Below are 15,610 nucleotides of genomic sequence, written 5' to 3' on the forward strand. Positions count from 1 at the left end.
TTAGAAGCCAGTGAGTCAGCCCTCCCAATGCGCGAAACGGACAGAATCGAGCGAGAAGCGGTCAATCATTCACCCCAACGCTTTCACCGGGGCAAATTGGGCCAGGTACTGGAGCGTTTCCTGGACAGTCATGCTGGCGCGAGGCAAAAAGACTACAACCTGATCGAACTGGACCAGCTCTGGCGCGAGGCGGCGCACGTCGATCCGGCGATCGGCTTGAAATTGTTTGCGCTGTTTACGCCTCAGGACTGGCACGTCCTGGCTTATCTCTGCCTGTACAGCCCTGACGTCTTGTCGTCCATGCAGCTTTGGGCGCGGTACGCAGCGCTCGCCTCGGACACCGACACGGTGCGCTTGCTCAACGATGAAAACGGCCTGGGGGTCGAGTTGAGTGTCGATGCGCCGGGGGATTTGGCGCGGCACGTCGTCGAACATTACGGCGTGATGGCCATTACGCAATTACGGCGAGGAACGGGACAGGATATACAGCCGACGCTTGCCAGATTCGCCCATTCGCGACCATCGTATTACCAGCAATACCGCCAATGGTTCGGCGACCGTATCGAGTTCGACTGCCTGGTTAATCGTTTCTACTTCGATGCCCCGAGCACGCGGTTGCCGATGCAGACACGTCATCACGGCATGTTGGAGCTGTTGACACAGGAGCTCGACCGCCGGGTTGCCGCGCATCGCCATTTCACCGGTTGGTCGGCCAGGCTGGCCGACGGTGTTCGGCGATCACTCGCCAAAGGCGAAACGCCAACGCTGGTCGATCTGGCGCAAGCACTGCACCAGACGCCGAGGACCTTGCGCAGGCGCCTTGAGGAACAAGGCACGACCTTCAGGCAGTTACTCGACCAGGTCCGCGCCGAACTGGAGTTGCTCCTGGAAATGCAAGGCGAGCCCCAGGCGCAGATCGCCGCCCAACTGGGTTACAGCGATACGACCGCCTATTTGCATGCACGACGCAGATGGCGTGCCGTTAAGTAAGGCCCGCGTTCCCAGTATCCCGCCTGAAGGGTTGCCAAGAGCTGATACCTGAAATCACCTTGGATCAGGCAAACATGCCGGCGGATCCGGCAAGCGGATTGGCGTTTCGCTCCACATACTCTCGCGACCCTGAGGCCCTGCCACGCCTGTATCCGAGTGGCGGGGGCTTCTGTAGGCGTTCGAAAACATGTGTGCGAGTGCTTGATATGGAAAACAACGCGATCCGCTTTGCCTGCAACGGTTGCGGGATTTGCTGCAAGGGTCGGCTGATTCCACTGACGCTGGACGAGGCAAGACAGTGGCTGCAGCGCGGACATGAGGTGGCGGTGGTACTGGAGGCGTTCGATGAGTCAACCTGGCCTTCGGAGCCTCGACAATTCGCCCACAGCGCCCAACGGGCCGTGGAAGTCACCAGTGGCGATGCCCAGATTCGAGTCGTTGCGGTACTCGCGGGCAATGCGCTGACGCAGTGCCGCAATCTCGGCGACGATGGTCGTTGCGGCATCTATGAAGAGCGGCCTTTGGTCTGTCGCATCTACCCGATGGAAATCAATCCGTTCGTTGCCCTGCGTCCCGCCGACAAGGCCTGTCCTCCTGAGGTATGGGAGGCGGGCGAGGTCTTGTTTACCGACCGCGTCGTCGATCCGATTCTGACCGATCAGATCGAACGTTCCCGCCAGGCGGACAGGGACGATGCCCGGGCCAAGATTGCGCTGTGTGAAGCGATGGGCATGAACGTCACCGCTTGGAAAGGTAACGCGTTGGCGGTGTACTTTCCAGATCGAGCACAGTTGGCTGAGGCGATCATGCGCTACGACCACGCCCCCGTGGCACCGGCACGCCGGGATTGGAAAGTGCGGGTCGAGACGCCGGCCTTGGCCCAACGATTGGGGCAAGCGGGTGTCGCGCTGGATGATCGACGGTCAGCCGGCTATATCTTTCAGAATCTTTAGGCATCTGGCGAAGCCATCACTTTGTGCATCCCAATCCATTGAAACATCTTGTCATACCTAGTTGGGTGTGACTGATGCTGGCTACGGGTCGTTGAATCGTGCAAGAAATTGCGCCAATCAGGCAAGCGACTCAAACCGCCGACCCAGCATACTGCGTCCATATTGATCAACGACTTGCGGTGATGCCGAACTTGTTCGCCATCACCGCAAGTCGCGGGCCCGATGTTTCCAAGGAGTGAAATGTGTGCATCGATTTCAACAGCGACCAGAGCGCCAGCGACATCAGTCGCCTGGCCGGCTCGGTCAGCCGGCTTGTGCCCAGCGAGGGCGACCAGATCACCGCCATTACAGGCTTGAGCCTGCATCGGCGCAAAGCAATCACCGCGCCGATGCATTGCATCTACGGCCTGGGCATCGGCGTGACCTTGCAAGGCCGCAAACAAGCCATGATCGGGGACGAAATACTCACTTACGCGCCCGGCCAGTCGATGGTGACGTGCGTGGATCTGCCGGTCATTTCCCATGTTTCCCAAGCCAGCGTCGCCAAGCCATTCCTGGGCATGATGCTGAGATTCGACAGCACGATGGTGATGCAGGTGGCCGAGCGCATGCAGTTGTCACAACGCATGAGGGACGACGCGTTTCGACCGATTACCGTACGGGCGCTGGATGCCGGGGTGCTGGACGCCCTGCGACGTTTGATAGACCTTCTGGAGGAGCCGCCGCTGCTTGAGACAGTGGCTCCGCTGATCAAGGAAGAGATCATCGCTCGCCTGTTGAGCGGTGCCCACGCGCCGCAGTTGCTGCATGTGATCGCTGCCGGATCACCCAGCCAGCACATTGCCAAAACGGTCGCCTGGCTGAAACTGAATTTTCGCCAGGCGTTGCGCATGGACGATCTGGCGGCACAAGCGCACATGAGTCCTTCCACGTTTCGCCTGCATTTTCGCACCGTGACCGGTATGAGTCCGTTGCAATATCAGAAGCAGCTGCGACTACAAGCCGCTCGGCAGTTGATGTTGAGCCAGAACGTCGACGCGAGCAGTGCCGGGGGCTTGGTTGGCTACGAAAGCGCCTCGCAGTTCAGCCGTGAATACAGCCGTCTCTTTGGGGCGCCGCCGCAGCGGGATATCAAGCGCATTCGCTTGTGATCGTGAGGCGTGTCTGGCATTGCACCAGACAGCCTCCCCACCGGTCACGCCAACTTGAACGGCAACTCACGCAGCGGCTTGCCCGTGAGACTTGCGATGGCATTGGCAAAAGCCGGGGCCAACGCCGGCAGGCCGGGCTCACCCATCCCCGTGGGTGGTTCGGCGCTTGGCACGATGTGCACGGCAAACTCCGGCATATCGGTGATGCGCGGCACGCTGAAGTCAGCGAAATTGCTCTGCTGCACGACGCCGTCTTTCAGGGTGACGGCGCCACCCGGCAGGCACATCGACAACCCCATCAGCGCAGCGCCTTGTACCTGGGCTTCCACGCTGCGTGGGTTGACGACCAGGTTGCAATGGACGCCTGCGGTCGCCCGGTGCAGCACCGGACGACCGTTCTGCACCGACGCTTCGACGACGTAAGCCACCACCGAACTGAAGGACTCGTGCACCGCCACACCCCAGGCATGGCCAGCCGCTAACTGGCGTTTACCGTACTCGCTCTTATCCACCGCCAGCTGCAACGCCGCGCGATGGCGTGGGCTTTGATCGCCAAACAGTTTCATCCTGTAAGCCACTGGATCCTGCTTGGTCGTCCGGGCGATCTCATCAATCAACGTTTCCATCACGAAGGCCGTATGGGTTGAACCCACGCTTCGCCACCACAGCACGGGCACATTGAGTTTAGGGTGATGAACTGTCAGGCGCATCGGCAGCGGATAGGGATTGCGCATCCCTTCAGTCGCGGTAGGATCGATGCCGTTCTTCACCTGCCCACCAAACACCGTACCGGTCATGATGGATTGTCCGACCAGGGCGTGATCCCAGGCGAGTACCTTGCCACTGTCGTCAAAACCGATGCGCGCACGGTGCAGGTGCATGGGGCGATAGTAGCCCCCCTTTATGTCGTCCTCCCGGCTCCAGAGGGTGCGGATAGCGGCATTGACGCCGGCGGTGCGTGCGGCCTTGGCGACCTCGCAAGCCAGCACGACGGAATCGTTGGTGGGCACGCCGCGCCGGCCAAAACCACCGCCGGCGGTCTGCACGTTCACCCTGATCTGCTCTGGCTTGAGGTCCAGCACCTTGGCAGCCGCGGCACCATCACCGCCGGGGAACTGCGTACCGACCCACAGTTGGGCGCCATCCCCGGCTAGCTGCACGGTGCAATTGAGGGGCTCCATCGGCGCATGGGCGAGGTACGGAAACACGAACTCGGCGTCCAGTTGATGCGGCGCGGTAGCAAGCGGCGTCATGTCAGCATCAAAATGCAGCGGGCCGGGCTGGCTGGCCAGTTCCCGGTATTGAACCAGTTGTTTCTCGCTGTCCACTTTTTCTACAGCGTTCGCATTCCACTCCACTTTCAGCGCATCGCGTGCCAGCTTTGCCTGCCAGTAACTGTCGGCGACCACCGCAACACCTTCGGCACCGCCGTCCAGCGGTACGCGCAACACGGCTTTCACACCCCGGGTTGCACGCGCCGCACTGTCATCCAAAGAGGCGATCCGGGCGCCGAACACCGGCGGCCGGGCGACGACAGCGGTGAGTTGCCCCGGCAGGTGCATGTCGATGCCGAAAGCCTGTTGGCCGCTGCTCTTGGCCTTGGAGTCGATGCGTGTCGTGGCCTGGCCAATGATGCGGAAGTCCTTGGGATCCTTGAGCGTGATCGTTTCCGGCACGGGCAGCGCCATCGCGGCTTCGGCCAGTTCGCCGTAGCTCGCTTTGCGCCCGGCAGGACCGAGCACCATGCCGGCCTGGGTGTTCAGGCTGGCCACGTCCACGTTCCAGCGCGCTGCCGCAGCAGCGAGCAACATTGCCCGAGCGCGGGCACCCAGTTCGCGGTATTGGGTATAGCTGTTCTTGATCGAATTGGATCCGCCAGTGAGGTGCATGCCAAAGATCGGATCCTGGTAAGCAGCGTCACTGTTGCCGTTGCGGGCTCGCACCAGACTCCAATCGGCATCGAGTTCTTCGGCAAGAATCATCGGCAGGCTGGTTTGCACGCCCTGGCCGAATTCCAACCGGTTGATCGTCACAGTGACTTCGCCATTGGGCGCGATCTGTACGAATGCCGAAGGCTGCTGAGTCGGTTTGAGCGGCCCTACGGCAGCACCATCGGCTTCTTGCGCCAGGGCCAGGTGCGGAAAAGCGCCCAGGGCCAGGCCGCCGATGCCGACGATCTTGAGGAAACTGCGGCGGGGAAGGGTGGTGGGGCCGTCAGCCTGATCGCGTTCAAGCATGTGCCGCAAAGCGTGGGGAATCTCGTCTGGAAAAATCTCGTTCAACATAGCGAACTCCGGTCAGGCAAGGGTTTTGGCGGCATCTGCCACAGCAGCGCGGATGCGGGCGTAAGTGCCACAACGGCAGATGTTGCCAGCCATGGCCGAGTCGATTTCGGCCGCCGTAGGTTGCTTGCCCTTGGGCTGGGCTTTGAGAAACGCCGTCGCACTCATGATCTGACCGCTCTGACAGTAGCCGCATTGCGCCACGTCGTGTTTGACCCAGGCCTCATGCACGGCGGTGCCGACCGGGTCACTGCCATTTGTGGCTGCTTCGATGGTGGTGATCTTCTTGCCTTCGGCGGCGGAGATTGGCGTCACGCAGGAACGAATGGCCTGACCATCCAGGTGAACGGTGCAGGCGCCACACAATGCGGCGCCGCAGCCAAATTTGGTGCCGGTCATGCCCAGCGTGTCGCGCAGGGTCCAGAGAATCGGGGTGCCTGGGTCTACGTCGACCGTATACTCACGGCCATTGATGTTGAGGGCGCTCATAGCGATTCCAGCTCCAGAAGGTTTGGCTCTGGTTAACTATAGGAAGCAATCCAGGGGGCTGGTTGCATAATCCGCGCGAATGATTGCCCAATCGTGCGAATCAGCCGACGTTGGGAAAACGCTGATAAAGAGCCAGGAGAGTTTCACGCGAGTTCGACTCCCTGGCCCTGAATAGCGCTGGGCGCTTACATCAACGGAATGCTGTAACTCACGATCAGGCGATTCTGGTCCTGGTCGCGAGCCACTTCACTTCGGGACATCGCGTTGCGCCAGCCAAAACCCAGGTTCTTCAGCGTACCGCTCTGGATCACATAGTCCAGGGAGATATCGCGCTCCCACTCACTGGCGTCCTGGCCGCTGGCGGTCTGGATATTGTCGCCCTTGAGGTACATCACCGACGCCTTTAAGCCCGGAACGCCAAGCGCTGCGAAGTCGTAGGCATACTGGGCGAATGCCGTGCGCTCACCCGCCTGGATGAACGTCTGAATAGTGCGGTCGGTGTAGAGATAAAGGCTGGCACCGGCTTCGCCTTTACCCACCAGGCCACCCTGGTTGAGTTGAGCAAAGTTGCTGTCTTCGGAAACGCTTTGATAGCCCGCGGTGATGGCATGGCCACCCAGCGAGTAAATGAACGCCGCACTCCAGGTATCGTTGTCGATTTCGCCACTACCATCCTTGGTGTAGCCGCCCAGTTTGTAGCCACTGGCGCGACCGGCGGCGCTACTGTTCTTGCCATCGGACGTGGTCTTGAAATAGCGCAAGTCGGTTTTCAGCGAGCCGTATTCGCCCAGCGGCAACACATGCAACAAACCGGCGAAGTGCTGTTGGTAATAGTCTTCGAGGTTGGCGTAGTAATACTGTGCGGTCAGATCCTTGGTCAGTTTGTAATCGCCACCGGCAAAGGTGAATTTATTGCTTTCCTGGCTGCCGCCCGCAACGGCCAGCCCGGCGCGGTCACTTGATGCACGCCCGGTGGCGTGTTCCAGTTGGCCGGCGGTGAACGTCAGGTTGTCGATTTCATTGCTGGTGACTTGGCCACCTTCGAAAGTTTGCGGCAACAGGCGGCCATCGTTGGACACCAGGATCGGCAGTTTCGGTTGCAAGGTGCCGTAGCGCAGTTCGGTCTTGGAGACGCGCATCTTCGCCGTTGCGCCGAGACGAGCCCATTGGTCGGCAGCCTTGTCACCGTCGTTGGGAAACATCGAGCTACCCACATGGCGACCCGCGCCGCTGTCGAGTTTCAAACCCAGCAAGCCGATGGCATCCAGACCAAACCCGACAGTGCCGTCGGTAAACCCGGACTGATAATTGAGCATGAAGGCCTGGCCCCATTCCTCAGTCTTCGAGGGCGCGGCGGTACCGTCACGGTTGTCGTTGTTGAAGTACAAATTGCGCAAGTTCAAGTTGGCTTTACTGTCGCTGATAAAATCAGCAGACGCCAACGGGCTCATGACAATAGTCACGCCGCCGGTTAATAAACTCAGTACTTTGAATAGAGCTTTCATCAGGACGAACTCCAGCGCGGAACCTCTGTTCCGGGCACAGTGAAAAGGCAGCAGGAAGCCCTCGGCCGATCACATGATTGGCCGATGCGTTCAATAACTCGTTAGAAAATCTTCTATGAATAGAGTGGGGTAGGGATTAAATCTCCAAAGCAGGTCATCAGTGAAAGTCCCTGGGTTATCAGTCGATCAATCCATGAGCGTCATAAAATGGATACGGTCCGGGATACTCGCCAAACACGCCGTTATGGGTCACCAGTGCCTGCCCATGCCAGTGGTGCAGCAGATACCCGGGCGGTTCCAGATTGAAATGTGCGGGAGCCGTTGGCTGTAGGTCCAGGACGATTTGATGTGAGGTACCGGGGCACACGCAACTCAGGCTGCCGCCGAAACGCCGCTGCATCGGCCGATGCAAATGCCCGCACAGCAAGCGCTCCACCTGCGGGTGTCGGGCAATGACTTGCTCCAGTGCCGCCGCGTTGATGAAGGGTTCACGGTCCATGTGGCCAATACCGCTTACAAACGGCGGATGATGCAGAACCAATAGCGTCGGCGCATCGGGACGACAGGCCAGTTGTTCATCGAGCCAGCGCAATTGGCTGTCCAGGAGCTGACCGCCATGGGCACCGGGAATGGTGGTGTCCAGACCAATAAGGCGTATCGGATGCTCCTCCACCACCCAGTCCAGGGGGGCGTCAGCCCGTATCGGCAGGTAGCTGTGGTCGGCAAATGCCGCCCGCAAATGCTCGCGATTGTCGTGGTTACCAGGCACCAGGTAGCAAGGCATGTGCAGGCGCGCAAGTTCAGGGTGCAGCGCGGCATATTCATCAGGGCGGCCGAAGTCCACCAGGTCGCCACTGACCACCACGATGTCGGGACGCGGTACCTGGGTGTTCAAATGATCAACCGCACGACGCAACGCAGCGCGGGTATCGACAACGCCGTAAGTCAGTTTTCGCCCGGCTTTAAGATGCAGATCACTGATCTGCGCGATGAGAAACGGATGATTCAAAATAAGCCCTCTGCAAACACAAAGATCACGATGACAGGGTGAACAGCACTTGTGGCTCGACGGCCAGGGCAATCAGGGCACCGGGGGCGTGGATCGCGCTATCGGTGCTGTCCACCAGCAAAGGCTGAGCCGCGCCAACATCCACCAGCAGACGGCTTTGAGCCCCCTGGAAAAACTGGCCCACCAGACGTCCGTGCAGATGTCCCTCGCTGTCCATCACCCGCAAATGCTCAGGGCGGCAATAGACAGTGGCGGGCAGGTCGGCACCATTCCACGGCAACTCACCGCCACTGACCTTCAAGCCATGGGGCGTGTGCTCGATCACCGGAAAAGCATTGAGATTGCCGACAAAACGGGCGACGAAAGCGTTGGCAGGTTGCTGATAGATGTCCCGCGGGCTGGCCAGTTGCGCGACGCGGCCGTGCTCCATGACCAGGATGCGATCTCCCAGCGCCATGGCTTCGCCCTGATCGTGGGTGACGAACACCGCGGTAATGCCCAAACCGCGTAGCAACTGGGCCAATTCGCTGCGCAGGCGTTCACGTAACTGCGCATCCAGTGCCGCCAACGGTTCGTCGAGCAACAACACCCGGGGCCTGGGTGCCAGGGCGCGGGCGAGGGCGACTCGCTGGCGTTGACCGCCGGACAACTCGTGGATACTGCGCTTGCCGTGATCCTGCAAGCCGACAAGTTCCAGCAATTCCAAACAGCGCTTGTTGCGCTCGGCGGGTGACACACCGCGAACTTTCAGGCCGTAAACAATGTTGCCGGACACGTCCAGATTGGGAAACAGCGCATAGTTCTGGAACACCATGCCCACGTCGCGACGTTCGATGGGGAGGCAGGTGACGTCACTGTCGCCAAAAAATACCTGGCCCACGTCCGGACGCTCGAGACCTGCGATCAGGCGCAGGGTGGTGGTTTTACCGCAACCGGACGGGCCGAGGATCGCCAGGGTTTCTCCAGCATCAATGGTCAGGTCCAGGTCATGTACGGCAACGGTGCCGTCAGAGAACGCCTTGCGACAACCCTTCAGGTGAATAGTGGTTCCGCTCATCGATTTTCTCCACGGGAAAGGCGCGCGCTGATGGCCTGCAACGCAACAAGCAGCGGCACAATCATCAGCAGGAATATAAGGGTGTAGGCGCTGGCGACTTCCAGCCTGGCCGAGGCATAGCTGTCGGCCAGGCCCACCGGCAAGGTTTTGGTCATCGGGGTGTGGAGCATCCAGGTCAGGTTGAACTCACCCAACGACAGGGTGACGACCATCAAGACCCCAGCAAGAATCCCTGCCCGACAGTTGGGCACCACCACGCTAAAGAAGCGCCGGATCGGCCCGGCGCCCAAACTGGCTGCGGCTTCCTCCAGGACCGGCAGGTGCTGGCGTTGCATCACCGCCATCACCGGGCGCACCAGAAATGGCAGGGTGAACAGCACATGACCGACGAGAATGAATAACCAACTGCTGCGAAACCCGCCGAACTGACCATAGGTGAGCAGCAATGCCAAGGCACTGGCCAGACCGGGCATCGCCACCGGCAACACCATCAGTTCCTCGAACGCGCGGCTGAAGCGGTTGTTCATCCGTACCAGTGCGTAAGCCGCCGGCACACCCACCACACAGACACACAGCGCACAGGCGACGGCCAGTTGCAGGGACAGCCAGACCGTCGGCGAATACGCCTGCCAGACTTGCAGCAGCCAGTCTAAGGTCAGGCCGCTGGACAGCCCCTGGAAGTAATTGCGCGTCAGCCCGGCCAGCAGCGACATCACCACGGGCACCAACATGAAAGCGCACACCAGTAAGGTAAACGCCAGTTGCCCGACAAACAGCGTTGAGCGTTTCACAAGACCGTCCTCGAATCTTTGGCCAGCCGCCGGGCCAGCAATAGAACCGCCCAGGTCACCAGCCCCAACACCACCGACAGCGCAGCGGCCACGGCGAAATTGGCGTAGTTGGTAAACACGTTGTAGATCGCCACCGGCGTCACGTTGAGCCGGGTTCCCAGGGTGAAGGCGGTACCGAACGCGCCCATGGAGGTGGCAAAGCAAATCGCCCCGCAGGAGACCAATGCCGGCGCCAGGCCAGGGACAATGACATCACAGAGCACACGCCAATGACTGGCCCCCAGTGAACGAGCGGCCTCTTCCAGACTACGGTCCAGGCTTTCACAAGCAGCCATCACCGTCAGGATCACCCGCGGAATCGAGAAGTACAGGTAGCCGATGCACAAGCCCATCAACGAGTAGGCAAAAACCCAGCGTTCACCCACCAGGCCGAGACCCAGGCTTGCGAACAAGCCTTGGCGGCCGGCCAGCAGGATCACCAGAAAACCAACGACCACCCCGGGAAATGCCAGCGGGAAGGTCAGCAACGCGACGAGTACCGAGCGGCCGAAGAAACGCTGGCGACTGAGAAAAAACCCACTGAAGCCGCCCACCAACAGCGCCGCGAGGGTCGTTGCCAGTGCCAGCAGGCAGGTCTGCGCCAGACTGCCCAGGTATTGCGCGCTGCTCAGCACCTGCCAATAGCCGCTGTCGCTGCCATCGCGACTTTGCCCACCGAGCAAGACCAGGTGCGCCAGCGGCAACAACCAGAAAGCGAACAGCACCGCCGCCGCCGGCGCAAGCGCCCAGGCAGCGGTCGGCCGCAAGCGCGGCACCATGGCCCAGCCCGCCCGTACGTCCCGGGCTTTTACTGCCGAGGCGGTCACTTACTTGACCTCGCTCAGATAACGTGCGGAAAAGGCTTCCTGCGCCGCGGCCATCTGCTCGTAGTTGACCACGCCGGCCCGGGCGTAATCGCTGTCGGGCAGGAACTGCGCGGCGACGTCGGCAGGCATTTTCATCGCCCGCACCGGCCGCAGGTACGCCTTGGCCCAGAGCGCCTGGCCTTGCTCGGACAAAACGAAATCCAGGACCTTCTCGGCGTTGGCCCGATGAGGGGCGTTGTCAACGATGCTCATCACGTAAGGCACGCTGATGCTGCCTTCCTTGGGAATCACGAAGGCAACGTTGGCCTTGTCTTTGTAACGCGCCCGATAGGCGTTGAAGTCGTAGTCCACCAGAATCGGCAACTCCCCCGGACAGCACCCGCGCATAAGCCGTTTGCTTGGGCACGATCGGTGAGTTTTTCGCCAGCTTTTGGAAATAGTCGATGGCTGGCGCGAAGTTATCCAGATTACCGCCCATGGCCTGGTTGATCGCTACCGCCGAGACGTAACCGACGAAAGCACTGGACGGGTCAAGGTAGCCGACCATGCCTTTGTACTCAGGCTTGAGCAGGTCGGCCCAGCTTTGTGGCACGGGCAGGCCGCCCAGCGCATCGACGTTGACCATGATGCCCAGAGTGCCGGAGTGAATGGCAAACCAGTGCCCGTCGGGATCCTTCAAGCCCGCCGGGATCTGCTCCCAGCCCTTGGGTTTATACGTGCCGACCACCCCGGCTTTTTGCGCCTGCAAACCGAACGTCACGCCGTAATACACCACGTCCGCCACCGGCGCGGCCTTCTCGGCGACCAGTTGCGCCAATGACTGGCCGGAGTTCTTGTTGTCCAGCGGAACCTGCACGCCAGTGGTATCGGCAATCGCCTTGAGCTGCGTGCCCCAGTCGGCCCATTCTGGTGGACAGTTGTAGCAAATCGCTGTTTCGCCGGCCTGGGCCAGGCTGGCCGCGCCGCACAACAGCAGTGTCGCCAGGGTTTTACGCAAGTGGATCATCAAGCGTCTCCTCGTAGGGTTGAGTACTTTCGCCCGGCCGGATATGGCAGGGCAGGCAATGGGAAACCGGGGTGGCGCCAGCGATCTGCGCCAACAATTGATCAATCACGGTGCAGGCCAATGCCTCGATGGGCTGAACAACACTGCACAGCGTCGGGTGCATTTGGGTGCCGAGGGCGATGCCGTCAAAGCCGATGACCGAGAGTTGCCGGGGCACTTGCCAGCCGTTGCGGCGCAGTTCAGCGATCAAGCTGATTGCCAGCAAATCGTTGGAACAGACCAGCGCACTGAGCGCCTGGGGGCCATGCAATAACGGCTCGATGGCGGCGAAGTCAGCCTGGGTATGGGCGGGCATTTCAATCACCGGCAGGCTGGCGAGACCGGCCCCATGCATTGCCTCGCAATAACCGGCATAACGCAGGCGAGCACGGTCCGATTGCAGGGCAGGGCCGGCGACCATGCCAATCCGAGTGTGCCCGGCCTCCAGCAGATAACGGGTGGCGAGCGCCATGCCAGCGCGGTTGTCCACCGACACCGCGCTGTAATCCGGATTACCCGGTTGGTGATAAGCCAGCACAAAAGGCGTGTCCTCGCTGTCCAGGCTTTGCAGCACCCGGTTGCTCTCGGCGTCGGTTACCGTGAGGACCAGGCCATCGACGCGCTGGCGCAACAACTCCTCGACGACCGCGCTTTCACGCTCGCTGCTGTAATCGGTGGTTGCCAACAACAGGTTGTACCCATGCACGCGCGCAGCGCGCTCCATCGCCTGAAACTGCTCAGCGAACACCGGATTGAGCAGGTTGGGCACCACGACACCGATCAGCTTGGTCACTTGCAGGCGCAGTTGGCGACCAAGGCGGTTGGGCCGAAAACCCAGCTGGCGCGCCGCGGCGAAGACTTGTTCCCGGGTAGCCGGACGGACCACTTCAGGGGAGGCAAAGGCTCGCGCCGCAGTCGCCCGCGAAACCCCTGCCAGCCGTGCAACTTCTTTCAAATCAGTCATTGTCACTCGCTTGAGATCGATCTCATTGGCGAGGACAGTACTCAGGAAGTATGGCGTTTCGGCGACTCAGTGATGACAATTTGATGTCAGCCACTGATGTCTATCGGTGAGGGCTATCCAGGGCGCATGCCGGGCTAACGCGGATAAAAATGTGGGAGCGGGCTTGCTCGCGAAGGCGGTGTGACAGCCGACATCTATGTGTCTGATACACCGTATTCGCGCAGATTCAGCGCATGCTTGCGGTAAACCCGTACTGCCTGGCAGACCACACCACCGCCAACGTCAGCAGCAGGAGAACGACCAGGACAGGCGCAAACGCAACGACCCCCAGATGATCGAGCAGGAGACCTCCCGCGATCCCGCCGCCGGCGATGGCGACGTTCCAGGCCGTGACCAGCATGGACTGGGCGAGATCCGCCGCCTCTGCGGCGGTCTTGGCAATCGCCGTCTGGAACAACGTCCCGGCCCCTCCAAAAGCAATTCCCCAGGCCGCCACCGCGACGTAGATCGCAGCAGGGCTGTCGCTCATGGCGCCTAGCGTCAGGGCCGAGATGGCGAACAGCGCCGTGCTGGCAAGGGTCAATGCCCGTAGATGGCGATCGATCAGCACGCCGACGACCCAGATGCCCAGCAACGACGCGACCCCGAAGACCAGCAGAACCAGGTCGATCCGCTCGCCCAGGCCCGCCGCGATCAGGAACGGCGCGATATAGGTAAAGAGAATGTTGTGCGCCAGGACAAAACCGAGCACCACAAACAACACCGAGCGAACGCCCGGCAGGGTGAAGACCTGGCCCAAGGCAAGGCGTTTTTCGTTGGTTTGCCCGGGAAAGTCAGGCACCTTGAGTCGCACCCAGACCATCAAGGCGACGGCGAACAAACTCATGATGGCGAAGCTCATCCGCCAACCGATCAAATTACCGAGCAAGGTGCCGGCCGGTACGCCCAGGGATAACGCCAAGGGTGCGCCAACCATGGCAATTGCAATCGCCCGACCTTTCTGGCTCTCGGGCACCATGCGGGCGGCATAACCGGCCAACAAGGCCCAGAGCAGCCCGGCCGATACGCCACCCAGCAAGCGGGCAACGATCGTCAAGCCATAATGGGACGAAAGCGTCGTGACCGTATTGGCAACGGCAAAACCGGCAATGGCCAGCAGCAAGAGCGACCGACGCTGCATGCCTTGGGTCGCGGCCGTCAAAGGGATGGCCGCCAGTAAGGAGCCTACCGCATAGACCGTGACCAACTGCCCGGCGAGGGCTTCGGAGATCGCCAGCCCTTCGCTGACCTGTGAGAGAAGGCCGGCGGGCAGGGCTTCGGTGAGAATGGTCACGAACGCCGCCAGCGCGAGGGCGAACAGTGATCCGATGGGGAGCGGCGCAGCGTCTTGAACGACCTCGGCATCGGCGTCGATATGGGTATTGGCAATCGTCATGTGTCACCTGCTTGGAACGCTTTTGACCCGCCGAATGGCCGCGTCAATCGCAGATTGATAAGTGCCGACTACGGTAAGTGCCCGTCTTTGGTGAGACAAGAATGCTAGAGTGCGCAACACATCGGAAAAAATGTCCGCAATTGGAGCCTGGCGTGGAATCACTGAGCGGGATTGATTTTTTTGTTCGCGCGGCCGAAACCCGCAGCTTTTCAGAGGCGGGCAGGGCGCTTGGCATTTCGTCTTCGGCGGTGGGCAAAAGCGTGGCCCGGCTCGAGGAAAGGTTGGGTGTGCGGCTGTTTCATCGCAGCACGCGCAGTATCACGCTGACGGCAGAAGGGACGCTTTTCCTCGAACGTTGCCGACGCATTCTGTGCGAAGTCGAAGCGGCCGAACTGGAACTGTCGGAAACCCGCAAAGCGCCGCGGGGCAAACTGCGCGTGAGCTTGCCCCTGGTTGCAGATTTGGTCATGCCGACCCTGATGGCCTTCATGCGCCGCTACCCCAGTATCGAACTGGACCTAGATTTCTCCGACAGGCTGGTGGACATCATCGAGGAAGGTTTTGATGCCGTCATTCGGACCGGAGAGCCAAATGACTCCCGGCTGATGTCCCGTCCGTTGGGCGCGTTCAAGCTCGTCGTGGTCGGTTCGCCCCGGTACCTCGCCGAACACGGCACGCCGCAGGTGCCGGCGGATCTGCTGCGCCATGCCTGCCTGCTATACAAATTCCCCAGTACCGGCAGGCTGCAAGTCTGGCCGGTAAACGGGGAAGGGCAGCCCGATCTCAACCTGCCCGCCACCCTGGTGTGCAACACCACCGAGGCGTTGCTGTACGTCGTGCGCGATGCATTGGGGATTGCCTGCGTGCCGGATTTCACCGTGCGCGATGCCATCGCCGCCGGTGAACTGGTCACCGTCCTCGACGACTTCAATCGGCATCAGAACACCTTCCGCATGCTCTGGCCTTCAAGCAAGCACCTGGCGCCGAAACTGCGGGTGTTCATTGATTTCATGAGCAGTGAATTGTTCAAGTGACTCATCGGCGATATGTCCCAACCCCTGGGGAAGCCTGTT

13 protein-coding genes and 1 pseudogene are annotated in these 15,610 nt (G+C 60.9%); 4 read left to right on the forward strand and 10 right to left on the reverse strand.

The genetic code is table 11. The features are described 5' to 3' along the window. Positions 1-27 precede the first annotated feature (27 nt). The 3 genes from PSH57_RS14545 to PSH57_RS14555 all read left to right on the forward strand — a co-directional run bounded on the left by PSH57_RS14545 (position 28) and on the right by PSH57_RS14555 (position 3,094). The gene (locus tag PSH57_RS14545) at positions 28-990 is read left to right on the forward strand and encodes an AraC family transcriptional regulator ligand-binding domain-containing protein (RefSeq protein WP_305383611.1); all 963 of its coding nucleotides are present in this window, start codon (positions 28-30) and stop codon (positions 988-990) included. A gap of 206 nt (positions 991-1,196) precedes the next feature. After that, a complete protein-coding gene (locus tag PSH57_RS14550; protein ID WP_305383612.1) occupies positions 1,197-1,943 on the forward strand; it encodes a YkgJ family cysteine cluster protein in 747 nt (248 codons plus the stop codon). 242 nt (positions 1,944-2,185) lie between these two features. Then, complete coding sequence (locus tag PSH57_RS14555; RefSeq protein ID WP_305383613.1) at positions 2,186-3,094, forward strand: AraC family transcriptional regulator; 909 nt, start codon at positions 2,186-2,188, stop codon at positions 3,092-3,094. A gap of 44 nt (positions 3,095-3,138) precedes the next feature. Here the strand turns inward: PSH57_RS14555 and PSH57_RS14560 are convergent, their stop codons facing one another. The 10 genes and pseudogenes from PSH57_RS14560 to PSH57_RS14605 form a co-directional block, all read right to left on the reverse strand. Further along, complete coding sequence (locus PSH57_RS14560; protein WP_305383616.1) at positions 3,139-5,379, reverse strand: xanthine dehydrogenase family protein molybdopterin-binding subunit; 2,241 nt, start codon at positions 5,377-5,379, stop codon at positions 3,139-3,141. Between the two features lie 12 nt (positions 5,380-5,391). Continuing rightward, on the reverse strand, positions 5,392-5,865 hold the full coding sequence (locus PSH57_RS14565) for a (2Fe-2S)-binding protein (protein WP_305383617.1): 474 nt from the start codon (positions 5,863-5,865) through the stop codon (positions 5,392-5,394). A 185-nt stretch (positions 5,866-6,050) separates the two neighbouring features. Further along, on the reverse strand, positions 6,051-7,370 hold the full coding sequence (locus tag PSH57_RS14570; protein ID WP_305383618.1) for an OprD family porin: 1,320 nt from the start codon (positions 7,368-7,370) through the stop codon (positions 6,051-6,053). A 178-nt stretch (positions 7,371-7,548) separates the two neighbouring features. Further along, the gene (locus tag PSH57_RS14575; RefSeq protein WP_305383627.1) at positions 7,549-8,379 is read right to left on the reverse strand and encodes a phosphodiesterase; all 831 of its coding nucleotides are present in this window, start codon (positions 8,377-8,379) and stop codon (positions 7,549-7,551) included. A 25-nt stretch (positions 8,380-8,404) separates the two neighbouring features. Continuing rightward, positions 8,405-9,436: an ABC transporter ATP-binding protein gene (locus PSH57_RS14580; RefSeq protein WP_305383630.1), complete on the reverse strand. Its 1,032-nt coding sequence runs from the start codon at positions 9,434-9,436 to the stop codon at positions 8,405-8,407. Then, positions 9,433-10,227: an ABC transporter permease gene (locus PSH57_RS14585; RefSeq protein WP_305383632.1), complete on the reverse strand. Its 795-nt coding sequence runs from the start codon at positions 10,225-10,227 to the stop codon at positions 9,433-9,435. The genes PSH57_RS14580 and PSH57_RS14585 overlap by 4 nt, the downstream gene beginning before the upstream one ends. Continuing rightward, positions 10,224-11,045 carry an ABC transporter permease gene (locus PSH57_RS14590; RefSeq protein ID WP_305390388.1) on the reverse strand — a complete coding sequence of 274 codons (822 nt, stop codon included), beginning with the start codon at positions 11,043-11,045 and terminating at the stop codon, positions 10,224-10,226. Before PSH57_RS14590 ends, PSH57_RS14585 begins: the two co-directional genes overlap by 4 nt. A 48-nt stretch (positions 11,046-11,093) precedes the next feature. Further along, positions 11,094-12,099: pseudogene (locus tag PSH57_RS14595) on the reverse strand (ABC transporter substrate-binding protein). Then, positions 12,083-13,102: a LacI family DNA-binding transcriptional regulator gene (locus PSH57_RS14600; protein WP_305383634.1), complete on the reverse strand. Its 1,020-nt coding sequence runs from the start codon at positions 13,100-13,102 to the stop codon at positions 12,083-12,085. Before PSH57_RS14600 ends, PSH57_RS14595 begins: the two are co-directional and overlap by 17 nt. A gap of 226 nt (positions 13,103-13,328) precedes the next feature. Further along, positions 13,329-14,537, reverse strand: a complete 1,209-nt coding sequence (locus PSH57_RS14605) for an MFS transporter (protein ID WP_305383636.1) — start codon at positions 14,535-14,537, stop codon at positions 13,329-13,331. 152 nt (positions 14,538-14,689) lie between these two features. On the opposite strand from PSH57_RS14605, the gene PSH57_RS14610 reads away from it, so the two are divergent. Next, positions 14,690-15,571 carry a LysR family transcriptional regulator gene (locus PSH57_RS14610; RefSeq protein WP_305383637.1) on the forward strand — a complete coding sequence of 294 codons (882 nt, stop codon included), beginning with the start codon at positions 14,690-14,692 and terminating at the stop codon, positions 15,569-15,571. The last annotated feature ends 39 nt before the right edge of the window (positions 15,572-15,610 follow it).

Origin of the sequence: Pseudomonas hefeiensis (assembly GCF_030687835.1) — a bacterium.
Classification (GTDB): domain Bacteria; phylum Pseudomonadota; class Gammaproteobacteria; order Pseudomonadales; family Pseudomonadaceae; genus Aquipseudomonas; species Aquipseudomonas hefeiensis.

What these genes read in the sequence shown, in the direction of transcription:
- PSH57_RS14550 (WP_305383612.1), top strand. Translation starts at nt 1,197, where the DNA reads ATGGAAAACAACGCGATCCGCTTTGCCTGCAACGGTTGCGGGATTTGC.
- PSH57_RS14580 (WP_305383630.1), bottom strand. Translation starts at nt 9,436, where the DNA reads ATGAGCGGAACCACTATTCACCTGAAGGGTTGTCGCAAGGCGTTCTCT.
- PSH57_RS14545 (WP_305383611.1), top strand. Translation starts at nt 28, where the DNA reads ATGCGCGAAACGGACAGAATCGAGCGAGAAGCGGTCAATCATTCACCC.
- PSH57_RS14570 (WP_305383618.1), bottom strand. Translation starts at nt 7,370, where the DNA reads ATGAAAGCTCTATTCAAAGTACTGAGTTTATTAACCGGCGGCGTGACT.
- PSH57_RS14590 (WP_305390388.1), bottom strand. Translation starts at nt 11,045, where the DNA reads ATGGTGCCGCGCTTGCGGCCGACCGCTGCCTGGGCGCTTGCGCCGGCG.
- PSH57_RS14565 (WP_305383617.1), bottom strand. Translation starts at nt 5,865, where the DNA reads ATGAGCGCCCTCAACATCAATGGCCGTGAGTATACGGTCGACGTAGAC.
- PSH57_RS14605 (WP_305383636.1), bottom strand. Translation starts at nt 14,537, where the DNA reads ATGACGATTGCCAATACCCATATCGACGCCGATGCCGAGGTCGTTCAA.
- PSH57_RS14600 (WP_305383634.1), bottom strand. Translation starts at nt 13,102, where the DNA reads ATGACTGATTTGAAAGAAGTTGCACGGCTGGCAGGGGTTTCGCGGGCG.
- PSH57_RS14560 (WP_305383616.1), bottom strand. Translation starts at nt 5,379, where the DNA reads ATGTTGAACGAGATTTTTCCAGACGAGATTCCCCACGCTTTGCGGCAC.